The 17479-nt window shown below is 62.7% G+C and carries 16 protein-coding genes; 10 read left to right on the forward strand and 6 right to left on the reverse strand.

What is annotated here, in order from left to right:
• Positions 1–4 precede the first annotated feature (4 nt).
• Positions 5–1012 carry a type II secretion system F family protein gene (locus tag ACT54B_RS06665; RefSeq protein ID WP_476043785.1) on the forward strand — a complete coding sequence of 336 codons (1008 nt, stop codon included), beginning with the start codon at positions 5–7 and terminating at the stop codon, positions 1010–1012.
• Positions 1013–1023: 11 nt separating this feature from the next.
• Positions 1024–2013: a type II secretion system F family protein gene (locus tag ACT54B_RS06670; RefSeq protein ID WP_476043786.1), complete on the forward strand. Its 990-nt coding sequence runs from the start codon at positions 1024–1026 to the stop codon at positions 2011–2013.
• A gap of 110 nt (positions 2014–2123) precedes the next feature.
• Here the strand turns inward: ACT54B_RS06670 and ACT54B_RS06675 are convergent, their stop codons facing one another.
• Positions 2124–2966, reverse strand: coding sequence for a tetratricopeptide repeat protein (locus tag ACT54B_RS06675; protein WP_476043787.1), 843 nt, complete (start codon positions 2964–2966; stop codon positions 2124–2126).
• 131 nt (positions 2967–3097) lie between these two features.
• Between ACT54B_RS06675 and ACT54B_RS06680 the strand changes: the two genes are divergently transcribed.
• The 8 genes from ACT54B_RS06680 (at position 3098) to ACT54B_RS06715 (ending at position 10163) form a co-directional block, all read left to right on the forward strand.
• Positions 3098–4489 (forward strand): leucyl aminopeptidase family protein, encoded by a 1392-nt coding sequence (locus ACT54B_RS06680; protein WP_476043788.1) that lies wholly within the window; start codon positions 3098–3100, stop codon positions 4487–4489.
• Positions 4490–4563: 74 nt separating this feature from the next.
• The gene (locus ACT54B_RS06685) at positions 4564–4911 is read left to right on the forward strand and encodes a MarR family transcriptional regulator (protein ID WP_476043789.1); all 348 of its coding nucleotides are present in this window, start codon (positions 4564–4566) and stop codon (positions 4909–4911) included.
• 55 nt (positions 4912–4966) lie between these two features.
• The gene (locus ACT54B_RS06690; RefSeq protein WP_476043791.1) at positions 4967–5824 is read left to right on the forward strand and encodes a C40 family peptidase; all 858 of its coding nucleotides are present in this window, start codon (positions 4967–4969) and stop codon (positions 5822–5824) included.
• A gap of 26 nt (positions 5825–5850) precedes the next feature.
• Entirely contained in the window at positions 5851–6177 is a 327-nt protein-coding gene (locus tag ACT54B_RS06695; RefSeq protein WP_476043793.1) for a hypothetical protein, read from the forward strand.
• 132 nt (positions 6178–6309) lie between these two features.
• Positions 6310–7329: a polyphosphate kinase 2 gene (ppk2, locus tag ACT54B_RS06700; RefSeq protein WP_476043795.1), complete on the forward strand. Its 1020-nt coding sequence runs from the start codon at positions 6310–6312 to the stop codon at positions 7327–7329.
• A gap of 157 nt (positions 7330–7486) precedes the next feature.
• Positions 7487–8386 carry a DMT family transporter gene (locus ACT54B_RS06705; protein ID WP_476043796.1) on the forward strand — a complete coding sequence of 300 codons (900 nt, stop codon included), beginning with the start codon at positions 7487–7489 and terminating at the stop codon, positions 8384–8386.
• Between the two features lie 82 nt (positions 8387–8468).
• Positions 8469–9164, forward strand: a complete 696-nt coding sequence (locus ACT54B_RS06710; RefSeq protein ID WP_476043798.1) for a VIT1/CCC1 transporter family protein — start codon at positions 8469–8471, stop codon at positions 9162–9164.
• Positions 9165–9290: 126 nt separating this feature from the next.
• Positions 9291–10163, forward strand: a complete 873-nt coding sequence (locus ACT54B_RS06715) for an NAD(P)-dependent oxidoreductase (RefSeq protein ID WP_476043799.1) — start codon at positions 9291–9293, stop codon at positions 10161–10163.
• Positions 10164–10192: 29 nt separating this feature from the next.
• Here ACT54B_RS06715 and ACT54B_RS06720 read toward each other — a convergent pair whose 3' ends face one another.
• The 5 genes from ACT54B_RS06720 to ACT54B_RS06740 form a co-directional block, all read right to left on the reverse strand.
• Positions 10193–13279: an efflux RND transporter permease subunit gene (locus ACT54B_RS06720; RefSeq protein ID WP_476043801.1), complete on the reverse strand. Its 3087-nt coding sequence runs from the start codon at positions 13277–13279 to the stop codon at positions 10193–10195.
• A complete protein-coding gene (locus ACT54B_RS06725; RefSeq protein ID WP_476043803.1) occupies positions 13276–14406 on the reverse strand; it encodes an efflux RND transporter periplasmic adaptor subunit in 1131 nt (376 codons plus the stop codon). The genes ACT54B_RS06720 and ACT54B_RS06725 overlap by 4 nt, the downstream gene beginning before the upstream one ends.
• Before the next feature lie 157 nt (positions 14407–14563).
• Positions 14564–15190: a class I SAM-dependent methyltransferase gene (locus ACT54B_RS06730; protein WP_476043804.1), complete on the reverse strand. Its 627-nt coding sequence runs from the start codon at positions 15188–15190 to the stop codon at positions 14564–14566.
• A gap of 104 nt (positions 15191–15294) precedes the next feature.
• A complete protein-coding gene (locus tag ACT54B_RS06735) occupies positions 15295–16680 on the reverse strand; it encodes a sensor histidine kinase (protein ID WP_476043806.1) in 1386 nt (461 codons plus the stop codon).
• Positions 16681–17355: a response regulator transcription factor gene (locus ACT54B_RS06740; RefSeq protein WP_476043808.1), complete on the reverse strand. Its 675-nt coding sequence runs from the start codon at positions 17353–17355 to the stop codon at positions 16681–16683.
• Positions 17356–17479: the final 124 nt, after the last annotated feature.

The following is a 17479-nucleotide window of genomic DNA, read 5'->3' on the forward strand; positions in this document are numbered from 1 at the left end:
GGATATGCCGGCAATGGACATCAACGTCATCGCAATCGTCCTCCTCGCTGCTATTTCGGCGGCGGCGGTATCCTATGGCGTTCTCTTCTCGCGCATCGAGACGCAGAAAAAGACCGAGGGCCGCGTCGCCCGGGTCAAGTCCGCCGAGACGGACCAGAACAAGGTCAAGGCCGCGCGCGATCGTGTCCAGGATCTGGCCAAACGCCGCAAATCCATCCAGGAAGACCTGAAGGCACTGGAAAAGCGCCAGCAGGAAAACAGCAAGAAGAACCTGACCATCAAGGCCCGGATCACCCAGGCAGGTCTGAAGGTAACCCCCACCCAGTTCTATCTGATGAGCGTCGGCGTCGGGATCGGCTCGTTTCTCGCGGCCCTGATGTTGGGCGCATCGCTGCTGATCGGGCTCGGCATCGCCTTCGCCCTTGCCTTCGGTCTGCCCCGCTGGGTGCTCGGCTATGTCATCAAGCGGCGCAAGAACAAGTTTCTGGACGAACTGCCCAATTCGCTCGACGTGATGGTCCGTTCCATCAAATCCGGCCTGCCGCTCAACGATGCCCTGAAGCTGATCGCCCAGGAAGGGCAGGAGCCGGTAAAGGGCGAGTTCCGCAAGGTCGTCGAAGCCCAGGCGGTGGGCCTCAGCATACCCGAAGCCGTTGCGCGCATGTACCAGTCCTTTCCGATGCAGGAACTCAACTTTTTCACCATCGTGATCGCGATCCAGTCGCAGGCCGGCGGTAACCTTTCCGAAGCCCTGGCCAATCTGTCCAAGGTTCTGCGCGAGCGCCGCAAGATGAAGCAGAAGATCGCAGCCGTCTCCATGGAAGCGAAGGCCTCCGCGGCCATCATCGGTTCGCTTCCCTTCATCGTGGCGCTGCTCGTCTATCTGACTTCGCCGGACTACATCAAAATCCTGTTCACCGATCCGCGCGGGCATTTCATCATCGGCTTTTCCGGCATCTGGATGTCCGTCGGTATCATCATCATGCGTAACATGATCAACTTCGAGATCTGAGGAGAGCCGCCGTGTCCGAGGAACTCGCAGCCCGCCTGACAGATCCGGGTGTCTTGCTCGCCATTCTGGTGGCCATCTCTGTATTTGCGACGCTTTACACCCTGGTCGGCCCCTATTTTGCCCGGGGTGACCTCGACAAGCGCATGAAGGCCGTCTCGACCGAACGGGATCTGATCCGTGCCCGCGAGCGCGCCCGCGCCAATGCGGAAGCGGCGGCCGGTCGCCAATCCCTGCGCGGTCAGAAGAACCAGTCGGTCAGCAACATCGTCGAGCGGTTCAACCTCCGCAAGGCGCTGGCGGATGAAAACACGATGAAGAAGCTGCGGGCGGCAGGGTATCGCTCGCAGAACGCCCTCAACATGTTTCTGGTCGCCCGTTTTCTGCTGCCCTTCATGTTCCTGGGTTTCGCTGCGCTGTTTATCTTCGGCCTCGGCAAGATGGCGAACCAGACCTTCATGATCCGCATGCTGGTTGTCGTCGTCGTCGGCTATTTCGGCTTCTATCTGCCCAATCTGTTCATCTCCAACACAGCGTCGAAGCGTCAGCTGTCGATCAAGCGCGCCTGGCCGGACGCGCTCGATCTGATCCTGATCTGCGTGGAATCCGGTATTTCCATCGAAGCCGCGATGCGGCGCGTGTCGGAGGAAATGGTCGAGCAGTCTCCGGAACTGGCCGAAGAAATGGTGCTGACCACAGCCGAGCTGTCCTTCCTTCAGGAACGGCGCCAGGCCTATGAAAATCTCGCCAACCGAACCCAGCTCGATATGGTGAAGAGCGTGACGCAGGCCCTCATCCAGGCCGAGCGTTACGGAACGCCGATCGCGCAGGCGCTACGCGTTCTCGCCCAGGAAAGCCGTGACGACCGCATGGCCGAAGCGGAAAAGAAGGCCGCTGCCCTGCCGCCGAAGCTGACCGTGCCGATGATCGTGTTCTTCCTGCCCGTCCTGATGGCCGTCATCCTCGGACCGGCCGGCATCCAGATTGCCGAGACCTTCAAGTAAGGGGCAGCGCGCATCAAGATTTGCGGAAAAGAAGAAAAGGGCGGGATCGCTGAGATCCGGCCCTCTTTTCGTTCTGGAAGCAATTGCGGAGGATGCAGCCGGCGTCGGATTCAGTTTACCGCGCTGGCCTTTGCAGCCTTACCGTTCTTGTCGTCCTGGGCGAGCTTCGACCAGGAATTCTGCTGCGACAGCATGGAACGAAGATAGGTCATGTTGGCACTGGCCTGCTGCGGATCGAGTTCCCGCGTCGCGATCTGTTCCGCTTCGCCGAACCGGCCCTGAAGGCCAACGACAAGCGCCAGGTTCTGCCGCACGCGACTGTCGGCGTCGGGCTGTGCGGAGGCACTGCGCAGATAGGTTTCCGCGGTCTTCGCGTCGCCCGACAGCAGGTAGGACATGCCGAGATTGGAAAGAACCGTCGGATCGTTCGGCTTGATGTTAAGCGCGCTGCGATAGGCCAGCCGCGCCTCGTCCGTCCGTCCCATCTGGTCGAGCACCGCTCCCCGGGCCGATTCAAGCCGCCAGTCCGGCCGGTCGGGCGTCTGTGCCCGCTCGATGGTGGAAAGCGCCTGTTCCAGCTGGCCTGCGCTGGCCTGTGCCTTGCCATAGGCAGCCAGAACTTCCCGGTCGTTCGGATAGTTGATCGCCACCTGTTGCATCACCGCCAGCGCCTGACCGTTCTTGCCGGTCATCCGCAAGAGATTGGCATAGTTCAGACCGGCATTGCGGTCCTTTGGACTTTTTTCATAAGCTCGTCCGATACTCTCTTCGGCCTGCCGAAGCTCGATCTCGTTCATTTCCTCCACCGGTTTGGAGAAGGAGCGGGAGATGGAGCCCGTTGTCAGGTTGCTGCGGCTCGTGGTGCAGGCCGCCAAGGAAAGGGTACAAAATACGAGACACACTCCCTGAAGAAGACGGCGACTGCCCGGTGTTCTGTACGCCCATGCTGTCATCTGAAAAGCCCCTGGAATGAACTGGCCGGGATTTTCCCGAATCCCAAAGCCAAACCTTGGGTCAAGCAATATTCTGTTAACCTTAACGGACGGTTAAAGACGCCGCCTGCCGCCAGATCGAAAGAATCAAAATGGCCCCCTTCCAGTTCATCGAGCGACACACTCCTTTCACCTCCAAGGGCGGGAAGACCTTGCCGATCTTCGCCGTCACCCCGGCCCATATCGAAACCGGCACCATCGATCCGGTTGCGCTGGACTGGGCGCGCAAGGCGGGCTACCGCGCCGAAACCGGCTCGGTGCTTCTCATTCCTTCCAATGACGGGCATCTCGGCGGTGCCCTTTTCGGGCTCGGCAAAAATCCGTCCGATGCTCCCTTCCTCACCGGCAAGCTCGCCCGCACCCTCCCGGCCGGCGAATGGCATGTGGAAACCGCCCCTCTCACCGCCAATCGCCTGGCGCTCGGCTTCGGCCTTGGCAGCTACCGGTTCGAGAAATACCGTGCGGCGGCAGAGCCGGGCCCCACTCTTCTCATTCCCGCCGATGCGGATGCGACCGATATCCGCCGCCAGCTTGCCGGCGTGTTTCTGGCTCGGGACCTGATCAACACCCCGACCAACGATATGGGGCCTGTGCAACTCGAAGCCGCGTTCCGCCAGCTCGCCGCCCATTACAAGGCCGAAGTGAGCGTCATAACCGGTGAAGCCCTGCTTCAGGCCAATTTTCCGCTGGTTCACACGGTCGGCCGCGCTTCCGCAGATGCGCCGCGACTGCTCGAAATGCGGTGGGGCAAGAAGGGCCACCGCAAGGTGACGCTGGTGGGCAAGGGCGTTTGCTTCGATACGGGCGGTCTGGACATCAAGCCTTCGTCATCCATGCTCCTGATGAAGAAGGACATGGGCGGTGCCGCCAATGTCCTGGGGCTCGCCCTGATGATCATGGATGCCAAGCTGAAAATCGATCTCCGTGTGATCGTCCCGGCGGTTGAGAATTCGATTTCCGCCAATGCCTTCCGCCCCGGCGATATCTATCGCAGCCGCAAGGGCTTGACGGTGCAGATCGACAATACCGACGCGGAGGGTCGCCTCATTCTTGCCGATGCGCTCGCCTATGCCGACGAGGAGGAGCCCGATCTCCTGATCGACATCGCGACATTGACAGGCGCTGCCCGCGTGGCCCTCGGCCCCGATCTTCCCCCCTTCTTTACCGACAGCCGCGATCTCGCCGAGGGCATCGAGGACTCCAGTCTCGAAACGGATGATCCGGTCTGGCGCTTGCCGCTCTACAAGGGCTACGAAAAGGACATCAACGCCCGGATCGCCGATCTCACCAATGCCCCGTCGGGTGGCATGGCCGGAGCCATCACGGCAGCGCTTTTCCTGAAGCGCTTCGTGTCGCGTACGCGCAACTGGGCCCATTTCGATATTTATGGCTGGGCGCAATCGGAACGGCCGCATTCGCCGGTGGGCGGAGAGGCGCAAGCCATCCGCGCCCTCTACCATTATCTGCGCCATCACACGGCCTGAGCCGGCCGGCGGGTCCGTTCCTGTGGGGGACGGACCTCTGCTGGCTGCTCTGCAACCGAACGAGGATTGCCGCTATGACAGTGGAACTCAGCCCCTCGCAAGCTCTTGGCCTCTGGCACCAGGTGCTGGTCGGGCAGGTTCAGGACGATCTGCCGGACCTGACCGTTCGGCAGATGGCAATCCTGCTGCAGATCTATCTCGTGCCGCCCCCGCACACGGTGCGCGGGCTGGCAGCCTTGCTGAACGTGACCAAGCCGGTGATCACCCGTGCGCTCGACCGCATGGGTGAGCTGGGGCTGGTGGATCGCGCCCGCGACCCGCGCGACATGCGCAATGTCATCATCAAGCGGACCGTTTCCGGCGCTCTGTTTCTGGAGCGTTTTGGCGACCGTGTGATCGGTGTGGCGCATGGGCTCGACTAGAATGGACGTTGCCTGTTAGGTATCGAGGCCTGTTGCGAACCCTCACGGAGTGTCCATGTCGCTTCTCGATCGACGTATCCATGCCTATCGCGACGACCTGGCCGATATTCGCCTGAAAGGTCGCGTCGAAGCACCCCGCTATGTCGAGGGCACGCCCGGATATGTCTCAATGCCGGTGGTCGATCTGAAACCGAGGCCCGAGCGGGAGGCCGGTACCGATACCCAGTTGCTGCGCGGGGAGGAAATCCGCATCTTCGACCGGCGCGATGGCTGGGTCTTCGTTCAGTCCCTGCTCGACGACTATGTGGGTTATCTCGAGGAAAGCGTCATCCGGGAGGGTACGGTTTCGGCCACGCATGTGGTGTCCGTACCCCGCACCTTTGCCTATCCCGGCCCCGAGCTGAAAAGGCCACCTCTCGCCGCCCTGTCGATGGGAAGCCGCCTTTGCGTGACGGGCGAGGCCGAAACGCGCGGCACGCGCTATGTCTTGCTGGAAGGCGGGGAGGCGGTGATTGCCGCCCATTGTCGCCGCCTGGAGGACACGGCGCTCGCCGATCCGGTGGCGATCGCGCTGACATTCCTGGAAACGCCCTATCTCTGGGGAGGCCGGTCCGGCTTCGGTATCGATTGTTCCGGCCTTGTCCAGCTGGCCCACCAGATGGCGGGTCGCGCAGCTCCGCGCGATTCCGACATGCAACGGGATGGCTACGGCGCACCGGTCGCGATCGGGGAGCTGACCCGTGGCGACCTCGTCTTCTGGAAGGGGCATGTGGGCATCATGGAAAACGAGGACATCCTCCTCCATGCCAGCGGGCATACCATGTCCGTCATCCGCGAAAATTTCCAGGCAGCCGTGCAGCGGATCGGCTATCTCTACGGTCCGCCCACACTTTGCCGCAGACCCGGCGCATGACGGATCCCGCAAGGGGAGATATCGACATGGACCATCATATCAGGATCATCGTTCCAGGCCTGCTGTTTGCCCTGCTGCCGGCATTGGCATGCGCGCAGGACTTTTCCCAAGACGCCGTCAACAAGGCTCTGCCCTACAAGGATCTTCCGGGCGTCCAGGCGGCCGATGCGGACAAGGGCAGCGACGAGGGCGTGACCTGCACGCAGGAGATGCGCCTGCAGAATGCCCTGCGCCCGAATTCGCTGGGCCAGAAAGGGGCAGGAATCGTCTATCGGTGCGAAAAGGACGGCATCGTCGTCGAAAGCCCCCGTCCGCCGTTGCGCAAGTACTGGAACCCGCTGGAAGCGCAGTAATCCGGGCAAAGTTCGGGTTTTATCCGTCTCTTCGAATTTCGTGATTTTCTGACCGGTCCGCTTGATCTATCGCAAAGTGACCCGGCCTCCGCAGGCGCAGACTTGTCAAACGCCAAGAAGAAGGAGGACGGAATGACCGAAGAAGAAAATCACCCCCTTGCAACTGCAAATGAGCCGGAAGCGGCCGCCGCCCCGGAAGATGTGCTGGCCGGGCCCCTGCCGTCAGACCCCGCATCCACCGGGCCTGACGAAATCAAGGGCGGATCTTTCCATGTGGATCTCCGCAGTCTTCGTCGGGACCCGGAAGCCATCCGGCATACGTTCGAAACGGGCGCCTATCCCTACAAAAGCCGGATGTCCAACAAGATTTACATGGACCAGATTGCCGAATTGCAGGTCGAGCTGCTGAAGGCGCAGGCCTGGATCAAGGAAACCGGTCAAAAGGTGGTCGTCCTGTTCGAGGGACGCGACGCGGCCGGCAAGGGTGGCACCATCAAGCGGTTCATGGAGCATCTCAATCCGCGCGGCGCCCGCGTTGTGGCTCTGGAGAAGCCCACTGAGCGGGAACGCACGCAGTGGTATTTCCAGCGCTATCTGCAGCATCTGCCGGCCGGCGGCGAGATCGTGTTTTTTGATCGCTCCTGGTACAACCGGGCCGGTGTGGAGCGCGTCATGGGCTTCTGCACGCCGCCGGAATATCTGGAATTCATGCGCGAATGCCCGGACCTTGAGAAGATGATGGTCCGCTCCGGCATCCGCCTGTTCAAATACTGGTTCAGCGTGACCCGCGAGGAGCAGGCCAAGCGCTTCGAAGCGCGGGAAACCGATCCGTTGAAGCAGTGGAAGCTGTCGCCCATCGACAAGGCATCGCTCGGCAAATGGGACGACTACACCGAAGCCAAGGAAGCCATGTTCTTCTTTACCGACACGGCCGATGCGCCCTGGACGATCGTCAAATCGGACGACAAGAAGCGTGCGCGGCTCAACTGCATGCGTCATTTCCTGTCGTCGCTGCCCTATGCGGGCAGTGCTCCGAAACACGTCCAGCAGCCCGATCCGCTCATCGTCGGGTCGAGCGCCCATGTCATCGGACGGGATGAAGATATTCTCGGCAAGACGCTTCACCCGCAAAGCCGCCGCAACGGTCGCTAGGCGACCCCTTCGACCGTCCGGCACAGGGTCGGACGGTCCGGCGAAGGGCGTCGTCGCCCCGAGATCCAAGAGCTGGCAATTGCCCCAGGGGCGCAAATCGTCTATGCGGCGCTGGACCGGCCGAAAAGATCCCGCAGGCCGGCGAAAGGGCAAGCCCGTGGCTCAAGACATGTCCCAGTCCGGTGAGGCCGGCGCCGTATCCCAAACCGTTTCGGGGCGGTCGAATCTTCGCGCCATCCTGGTGGTGCTGCTGTCTTTTTCGGTCTTCTCCGGAACGGATGTCATGGTAAAACTGATGGCTGCCGATGTACCGGTGCCGCAGGTCACCTTTCTCATCACCGCAATCGCCCTCGGACTGAGCCTCGTCAACGGCCTGATAACGGGTGCCGCCCGCGATCTGCTGCCGCGCTACCCGGTTCTGGCGATCAGCCGTGCCGTGCTTCTGTCGGTCGACACGCTGCTGATCTATTACGCCTTTGCCCGTCTCCCTCTCTCCGAGGCCTATCTGATTGCCTTTACAACGCCGATCATAGTGGCGGGGCTGGCAGCGCTCTTTCTCGGTGAACGGCTCTCCCTCGTCGCCTGGACGGGAATTCTGGTCGGTTTCGCCGGCGTTGCGCTGGCCCTCCGCCCCGGGGTGCAGCCGCTCAATCTCGGCCACGCCGCCGCTCTGGGGGCCGCCCTGTGCTTTGCGCTTTCGCTGATCCTTCTGCGCCGGGCAAAGGCTGCCGAATCCGATACGGCCCTGATCGTGACGCTGATGACCCTGTTGCTCCTCATTTCGGGCATCGTCACCATGGCCAATGGCGGGTTTGTGGCGGTTTCGACGCATGGCTGGCTCCTCGCCGTCGCCGGGGGCATCCTCCTGTTTGGGGGGCATATCCTGCTGGTGCGGGCCTTCCGCATGGGCGATGCCTCGGTCATCGCACCGTTCCAGTACAGCCAGATCATCTGGGGATGCCTTTATGGCCTGCTGATCTTCGAAACGCCCATCGAGCCCTTCACCATAGCCGGTGCCGTCATCATCATCTTTTCAGGCTGGCTGGTCCTTCGCTAGGCGCGGGGGCTGTTCGTTTCGTCAGCTTCCTGTCAGGTTGGCCGTGGCATAAGCGGGTCGATCAACTTTGGATGGTGCAGACATGTTGAGTCACAAGGAAACCCACCTTATCGAGAGAATTGGCTGGCTGCGCGCGGCGGTGCTGGGGGCCAATGACGGGATCGTTTCCACGGCAAGCCTGATCCTGGGCGTGGTCTCGGCCTCAGGCTCCAGCGAGAATGCACTCGTCGCCGGCGTGGCGGGGCTTGTGGCCGGCGCCATGGCCATGGCCGCTGGCGAATATGTCTCGGTGAGTTCGCAGGCCGATACCGAAATGGCAGATCTCGAGCGAGAGCGCCGCGAGCTTCTGGAACAGCCGGAACATGAACTCGAAGAATTGACGCAGATTTATGTCAAGCGCGGCCTCGACCACGGATTGGCACGGCAGGTTGCCGAGCAGATGACGGCGCGCGATGCGCTGGCCGCCCATGCGCGGGACGAACTCGGCATCCTCGACCATACGGCGGCACGACCGGTGCAGGCGGCGCTGACATCGGCGGCCATGTTCGGGATCGGCGCTGCCTTGCCCCTGCTGGCTCTGCTTCTCGCACCGGCCCCCTTGATCCTCCCCTTCGTGGCTGTGGCATCGCTTCTCTTCCTCGCCGTGCTTGGCGCCATAGGCGCCCGGGCTGGAGGAGCGAATGTTCTGGTCGCCACCGTTCGTGTCACGTTCTGGGGTGCCTTCGCCATGGCCGCAACCGCGGGCATTGGCCTGCTGATCGGCGCACCGGTGGCTTGAGTTCGACGGGCGCGGGCTTCCGAGGCCGTCTTTTCTGCGCCCGCCCTCTGGATTTGCGGCGTCACCACGATAGGGTGGCGTCGGGTCGATCCGGGCCCGGATTTACCGAGCGGGAAGGGGCTGTCGATGGAGCGAATGCAGGTTGCACTTGCGGGCGCGGGGATCATGGGCAAGGGCATGGGCGAACGCCTGCTGGCGGCAGGCCATGGCCTGTCGGTGATTGCCAATCGCAGTCGCGAAAATGTCGATGCCCTGGTGGAAAAGGGCGCGCGGGAAGCCCGCACGACGGCCGATCTGATAGAAGGCGCCGGTGTCATCATTTTGTGCCTGCCGGATACGGAAACCGCACGGCAGGTGATTGCAAACTTCGAGACCTCGCTCAAGCCGGGCCAGATCGTGATCGACATGGGCACGTCCGAACCGGCGCTTGCCGCAGAAATGGTGGATCGGCTGGGTGCGAAAGGCTGCTTCTTCGTGGATTCGCCGGTCGCAGGCGGCGCCGTCCAGGCAGCCGAAGGAACGCTTGGCGCCATGGTGGGCGCCAGCCCGGAGGTGCTCGAGCGGGTTCGCCCTGTGCTTTCGGTTCTCTGCGCCCGCATTGCGCCCATGGGGCCTCCCGGATCAGGCGCAAAGGCAAAGCTCATTTCCAATTATCTGGTGGTCAGCATGGTTGCCAGCATCACCGAAACATTCCAGGTCGCGCGCCGCGCAGGCGTGGACTGGGCGTCTCTCTATGGTGTCATGTTGCAGGGCTCCAACAATTCCGTGGCGCTGCAACGCATCGTCGAGCCGGCCTTGAAAGGCGATTTCGACGGCTACCGGTTTTCCGTTGGGCATGCCCTGAAGGATCTCCAATATTTTCTCAGCATGGCGGAAGGCCTGGGCGGGACGAGCGCATCCGCAGGCGCGACGCTCGCCTTCTACGAAAAGGCGGTCGCGGCCGGTCATGGCGACCGAAACGTGTCCCGCCTGCTCGAAGGGGATGCGAACGCCGACTGACGGCGCGCACCCGTTGCGCCCTATCCGCTTCAGCGGGAAAGGCGCGCGATCAGCCTGCGGCCCCGGTTGCGGAGCGAGTTCAGCAACGAAATGGCGACCGGCACGAAGATCAGGGTCAGGATCGTGGAAGACAGCAACCCGCCGATGATGGCATGGGCCATCGACGCTCGTTCGCCCATGCCGACGGCGAGCGGCAACATCCCGACGATCATGGCCACCGTGGTCATGATGATCGGGCGCAGGCGGATCTTGCCGGCCTCCACAAGGCTTTCGCGGTCGCTCAGCCCGTCTTTGAGAAGCGTGTTGGCATGGTCCACCAGCAGAATAGCGTTTTTGGTCACCAGCCCCATCAGCGTGATGAAGCCGATGATCGAAAACAGATTGAGCGTCGATCCCGTCACGAGAAGGCCGAGCAGCACGCCCGTTAGCGACAGCGGCAAACTGGTCATGATCGCCACCGGCTGGATGAAGGAATTGAACTGCGAGGCGAGGATCAGATAGATGAAGATGACGGCCAGCAGGAGGGCCTGAACGGCATATCCGAAGCTCTCCGCCAGGTCTTCCGCCTCGCCACCGACAGTGATGCGATAGCCCGCCGGCAGGGGCGCCGCCTGCGTGATGCGGGTGACGTCCTCGATGATCGCGCCCAGGGGCCGTTGCGAAACATTGGCGGAGATGCGCACCTCCCGATCTCCGTCCCGGCGATAGATGGCCTGGGGCGCGGTCTCCTCCCGCACATCCGCCACCTGCGACAGCCGCACGGTCTGGGGCAGGCCTTCGGCGCTGGCCGCAGCGGGAATCCGCAGGTTTTTCAGATCGTCCACCGACCGCCGGTCCTCGGCCGAAAGACGCAGGACGACAAAGCGGGTGCGGGCTCCGGGCTCCCCCCAGCTGGCGATCTTCTCGCCGGAAACGAGGGGCCGCAGATTGCGGATCAGTTGATCGGCATTGACGCCGAGATTGGCAAGCACGTCCATTCGCGGCTCGATGACGATCGCCGGCTGGCGTTTTGCGGAAGAGCTTTCGATATCCGTCAGCCCCTCGACGCCCCTGAATTTCTCCACGAGCGCGCTGGCGACCGTTTCGAGCTGGTTCATGTCCTCGCCGAGGACCGAAATCTGCACCGGCTTCGATTCCTCGTCCCCGCCGCCATTCCGCCCCACTTCCACCTCCACGCCGGCCAGCGCGGACAAAACCTTTCGAACCTCGGGTGCGAGCGACATGGAGGTGCTGGACCGCAGCTCTGCCGGAACCATGGTGATGGTGATCTGCGCCTTGTTCGTCTGTCCGCCCTCGTTGCCATTCACGGTGGAGTAAAGGGCGCTCACATCCGGCAAGGTCCGAATCAGGGTCTCCGCATCGCGAACCTTGTCCGCCATGTAGTCCGAGGAGGAGCCTTCCGGCAGGGTCAGGCTGACAGAAACCATGCCCTCATCCGACTCGGGCACGAACTCGGTTCCGATGCGCGGGACGATGAACAGGCTGCCCACGAAAAAACCGATGACGGCCACGGTGACGATCCACCGGTGATCCAGACACCAGGCGATCAGCCGGCCATAGAAACCGGAAAGGCGCACGAAACTGTGCTCGAACCGATCCAGCCCGCGGGACAGGAAGCCCCGCTTCCCGGTGCGCGGCGGATCCGGCCAGACACTGGACAGCATCGGATCGAGTGTAAAGGAGACGAAAAGCGAGATCAGGACGGCGACCGAAACCGTGATGCCGAACTGGTAGAAGAAGCGGCCGAGAATGCCACCCATGAAGCCCACCGGCAGGAAGACCGCCACGATCGAGAGCGTGGTTGCCATGACGGCGATGCCGATTTCGGAGGTTCCTTCTATGGCGGCCCGTTTGCGATCCTTGCCCATGGCCGCGTGCCGGCTGATGTTTTCGCGCACAACGATGGCATCGTCGATCAGAATGCCGATGCAGATGGACAGGGCGAGCATGGTCAGGATGTTCAGGCTGAAGCCCATGAAGGAAACAGCCGCAAAGGTGCCGATCACGGAAATGGGCAGGGTCAGCGCCGTGATGACCGTGGATCGCCAGGAATTGAGGAACACCAGGACAATGATGACGGTCAGCATGCCGCCTTCCAGGATCGTGCTCTCCACATCGCCGATCTGCTGGATGATGGGGCGGGACGAATCCTGCGAGACCGCAATATCCAGATCGCGAAAAGCCGGATCGACCTTGAGCCGTTCGACCTCCGCCTGAACCCCCTTGGAGACCGAAACCGTATTGGCACCATCGATTTTCACGATATCGAGCCCGATGGTCGGAATGCCGTTGTACCAGGCGCGACTTTGCGGTTCGGAGCCCGCTTCGCTGATGTCTGCCACCTCGCGGAGCCGGATGGCACGGCCGGATTTGTCCCAGCCGATCACGATCTCGCGAAACGCGGCGAGGTCGCGCGGAACCACATTCAAGGTGACGCTGCGTTCCTGGGTGATGGACTTGATCGACCCGACGGCATTGTCCTGCGTTGCCTTCTGGATGCGATCGATCAGATCGGTAACGGACATGTTGAAGGAGGACAGCACCGCGATGTCAGGCTTGACCCGGATCTCGGAGGGGCTTCCGCCCACAATGCTCACCTGTCCCACGCCTGGCACGCGCCGGAGCCGGGGCACGAGGATGCGCTCGGCAAATCCCGTAAGTTCGGTCAGCGACACCGAGGATGAATTCAGCGCAAGCGACATGATGGGGGCTTCTTGCGGATTGAAGCGCGTGATCACGGGCGCATCCGACCCCTTCGGCAGCGTGCCCTGCAGACGCGAGACACGCTCGCGAATTTCGTCGGCGGCATCGCGCGAGGCCACATCGAGATTGAACTCGGCAAAAACGGCGGAATAGCCCGGTGCCGACCGGGAGGTCACCCGCTTGATGCCGGAAATGGTGCCGACGGCGTCTTCGACCGGTTTGGTAACCTGCTGTTCCATCGTAAGCGCGGAGGCGCCCTCATAGCGGGTCGTGACAACCACGGCCGGCAGGTCGACCGCCGGAAGCAGGTCAACGGGAAGCCGCAGCCAGGACACGAAGCCAAGCACCAGGATGGCAACCATCATCATGGCCGCGAAAACGGGTTGAGCGATGGAAATGCGGGCAAGGATCATGGCTTGACCCCGTCATGCCCGACGATCTCGACCGCTGCCCCCGCGCCCATTCCGGGAAGGGGAAGGGCAAGGATCGTGTCCCCAGACTTGAGGCCCTTGCGGATTTCCGTCAGCTTGCCGTCATCCAGCAGGCGTCCTCGCGTGACCGGCTGCTCGACCAATCGGCCGTCCGACACGAGCAGGACGGCACTCTCTCCGTTCTTTTCCTGCAAGGCCGGCATGGGTATGGCGATGATATTCTGGTCGCTGCGAAGGTGAAGCGCCCCCTGTGCGAACATGCCCCCGCGCAACATGCCTTCGCGGTCATCGACCGTCAGGAAAATCTGCAGCGAACGGGATGTGTCCAGGGCAACCGGCGCGATCCTGTCCAGGCGGGCGCTGAGCATCCGTGCGTCCAGCCCCTCGATCCGGATCTCTGCCGTCTGGCCGACGGAAAGGCGGGGCGTTGCCTCCAGCGGAACCGCGGCCGTGAGGGTCATGGTCGACGGATCGACGATTTCGATGAGTTCCGTATTCTCGGAGACGCTCTGGCCCGGGCTGATCTTGCGCTGGCTGACGGTGCCATCGAAGGGTGCGGAAAGCTGGGCTTCCTTGAGCTGCCTGCGTGCCTCCCCTTCCTCGGCGCGCAAGGCATCCCGCTCGGCTTCGAGCATCCTGACATCCGTTTCCAGCGACGCCAGTTTGGAAAGAGCGACGGTTCCCCCTTCGGCAAGCCCGCGGCCCCGCTCCAGTTCCCGCCTGGCCCGGTCCAGCTCGGCTTCCTTTCCCTGCGCCCGGGCAGCCCGGCCGGCAAGCTGCAATTGCGCCTGATCCTCATTGAAACGGACCAGAACGTCACCCTTCCTCACCGGGTCACCCACATCCGCAGTGACGTCGGTGACCACGCCGGACAATTTGGCCGACAACACCACCTTGCGCGCCGGCATGAGAAAGCCCTCAATGCGCAGGCTTTCCCGATGCGTCTGCGGCCGTACAACAAGCACTTCGAGTGCCGAAAGCCGTTTCACGACCGGCTTTGAGGCAACGGCCGCTCCGTTTTCCTCGGCACGGGACGGCAGGGCAAATCCGGCCGCGACGCCTGCTGCGATCAGGAAGGAGGCGGAGAAAACGAGCGTTTTTTTGGTCATGATATCTTTAAAAAACAATAGGTTGAAAATGCCCCGATGGCCGGGGACATCGTGGATAGGGCGGTTCAAAGCGACAAACAGCCAAAGAGGCAATCGAATGCATCATCGCGGTTTGCGCCTGATTCGCCATCTGGTCGATTGCGGGAGGCCAATGGCCTTAGCCTCGCCTTGATTGTGGTAATTGCAAGACAGACGGTTCCTGAAACGGAGCGTTTCCACGCCGCTTGCGCCGTCGGATCCGATAGACCGATGCAGGGGGCAGGTTGAGCGACGTACCGCCGATCCGCTCGACCTCGAGGTCGAGACGCAAGAGGATGTCCTCGGGAATCGGGCATCGGGGCCCGTAGGTGAACTGGTAGAAGGCACCCTCGGGCGACAGGCAGCGAAAGGCGCTTTCGGTGATTCTCAGAATGGTCCGCTTGCGCATGGCTTGCAGGCCGAGACCGCTCAGGATCGCGCCGGCATGCCCTTCGCAAAGTTCGGGAACCGACGAAAGGGTGGCCGCATCGATTTCCAGCGTGCGGGCAAGCGGGAAACGGCGGCGCAGCAGAGCAGCAAACTCGGCGTTCACCTCGATCAGCGTGATGTCCCGTTCGGGGATACCCCGCTTTCGCAGGGCGCGGGTGAAAACGCCAGTGCCCGGGCCAAGCTCGATCACCGTCCCCGTTTGCGGCGTGATCTCGCGCGTCATGATCCTTGCGAGCGCGCGGCTCGACGGCGCGATGGCCGCCGTTCGCAGGGGCGCCGTGGCCCAATGGCGCAAGAACAGGAGCCAGTCCTTCATGTGTCGATCCTTTCCGTCGGCTTCTCTGCCCGGCATGGTCGAACGGAAGGATTGAATCAGCATGGCACCTGTCTGCCCTCGTGCGACAAGGGGCAGAAAGAAGGTCAGGAAGCATGAGGTATGGCTTTTGTGGCCGGCGTGTCGCGACCGGCCAGCCCGAATCGCAGGGCGAAACACGCGCCCTTTCGACCCGGCCTTTCGATATAGGCGACCGTCGCCCCATGCAGATCCGCAATGCGCTTGACGAGATTGAGACCCAATCCGGCCCCTCGCGCATCCTGCGCCAGCCGGTGAAAGGGTTCGAAGATCCGGTCGCGCTCCGCCGGAGGGACGCCGTCGCCCTCGTCTTCGATTTCGATCGAGCCGTCCTGCTCGAGACGCAGGCAGATCCGGCCCCGGTATCCCCCGTAATCAATCGCATTTTGCAAGAGATTGGTGAGGGCGCGTTCCAGCGCCATCTCGTCGCCCTTGACGTGGATGTCCCGCGGCGCGGGCTGGAAATCCACCGCATATCCCGCGCGGAAGGCCAGTGGCGCTATGGAAGCCAGAACCCTTTGCGACAGAGCGTTGAGTTCCACCGTCCCGTAACGGATCGGCTGCAGTTCCAGCCTTTGCAAGTCCAGAAGCTGGCCCGCAAGCGTGGCCAACCGCGACGCATCCTCCGCGAGCCTTTGTCTTCCGGCGCCGGGCGGAAGCTCCTCCACATGCGCCGTCAGAACCGCGATGGGGGTCCGCAGCTCATGTGCCGCATCGGCGAGCAGCCGACGCTGGCGCTCGTAACCGTGGTCGAGACGGTCGAGTGCGGCATTCACCGCCCGGACAAGCGGCTGAACCTCCGCTGGCACGGGCTTGTCCGAGAGGCGGACGCCCTCCCGGTCCACGTCGATGGCGTCTGCCTGCCGCTTGAGGGCCTCCAGACCGGAAAAGGCCCGGGATACGACCCAGGGCGTCGCCAGCAGCGTGACCACGACGATCAGCGCCAGCAGCGGGAGCGTCACCACAAGGCTGATGTAGGAAGCCCCCATCAGCAGCCGGCTCCAGGTCAGGAAGGGATGGGCAATCGTGAAGATCTGCACCCGCCCTGCCGCCGTGTCCTTCCATTTTGCCAGCGCAATCACCGATCCCGGCAATCGCTCGGGCCCTGCGATCTCCAGCTGTCCGACGAGCGGGAGAAGATCGAGGGCGGGGCGGAAGCTCTCGGGCATGCGCCCTCCGCTGAGGCTGCGGCCCCGCTCGTCGCGAATGTGAAACCAGAAGCCGGCGGTTTCCCGCCTGATGCGCGCCAGGGCCGGCGTAGCCTCCAGACCGATCGCGCCGTCGCTGCGGCGGTAGACGGCATCCTCTAGTGCATCCATGGCACCGCTTTCATAGTAGCCCGACTCAGACACATAGAGCCAGATTCCGTTGACTGCCACGAGCATGACGCTGATCAGAATGGCGCCCTGAAGCATCACGAGCCGCCGGATCAGGGTCGTTTTCAGGCTCTGCATCTATTCCGCCTCCCGCAGCATGTATCCAACGCCGCGAATGCCTTCCAGCAGCAGCCCGGACTCGGCTTCGGCCAGCTTCTTGCGGAGCCGGCATACATGGGAGTCGAGCGCGTTCGACTGCACGCTGTCATCCAGCCCGAACACCGCCTCCATCAACGAGCTGCGCAGGACCATGCAATCCACCCTGCGCATCAGCGTGGCCAGGACGAGCCGTTCCCGGCGGGGCATCACCAGCAGGCGGCGACCGAGGCGCGCTTCCATCGTCTGAACGTTGAATTCCAGTCTTCCGGCCCGGATCACGTCGTCATCGACCTTTGCTGGCCGTCTGCAAAGGGCTCTCAACCGGGCCACCAGCTCGCTTGTGGCAAAGGGCTTGCCCAGGTAATCATCCGCCCCCTGATCGAGACCGTCGACCCGGTCGGCGAGATCGCCTCGCGCCGAGAGCATCATGACCGGTATGGTGATCCCTGCGGCGCGCAGTGGACGAATGATAGATAACCCGTCCCCATCGGGCAGGCGCCGATCGAGCAGCACCACATCATGGACCCTGTCCCGCAGAACCGAAGACGCATCGGCGATGGTCTGGACATGATCGACCAGCATGTCATGGCGGGAAAGCGCGTCCTTCAGTGTCCGCGCCAGTTCCAGTTCGTCTTCGACAAGCAGTATTCGCATGATCCGGCCCTCCGCTCGCTTCCGGACGAAGGGCTAGCCTTTCCCGATTGCAACAACATTGCATTACCCCAAAAAGCGGGAGTGCAGCGCGGTTCCTCCTGCCATGCAAGCGCAATCCGGCGGC

The organism is Gellertiella sp. DMC107 (genome assembly GCF_056313605.1).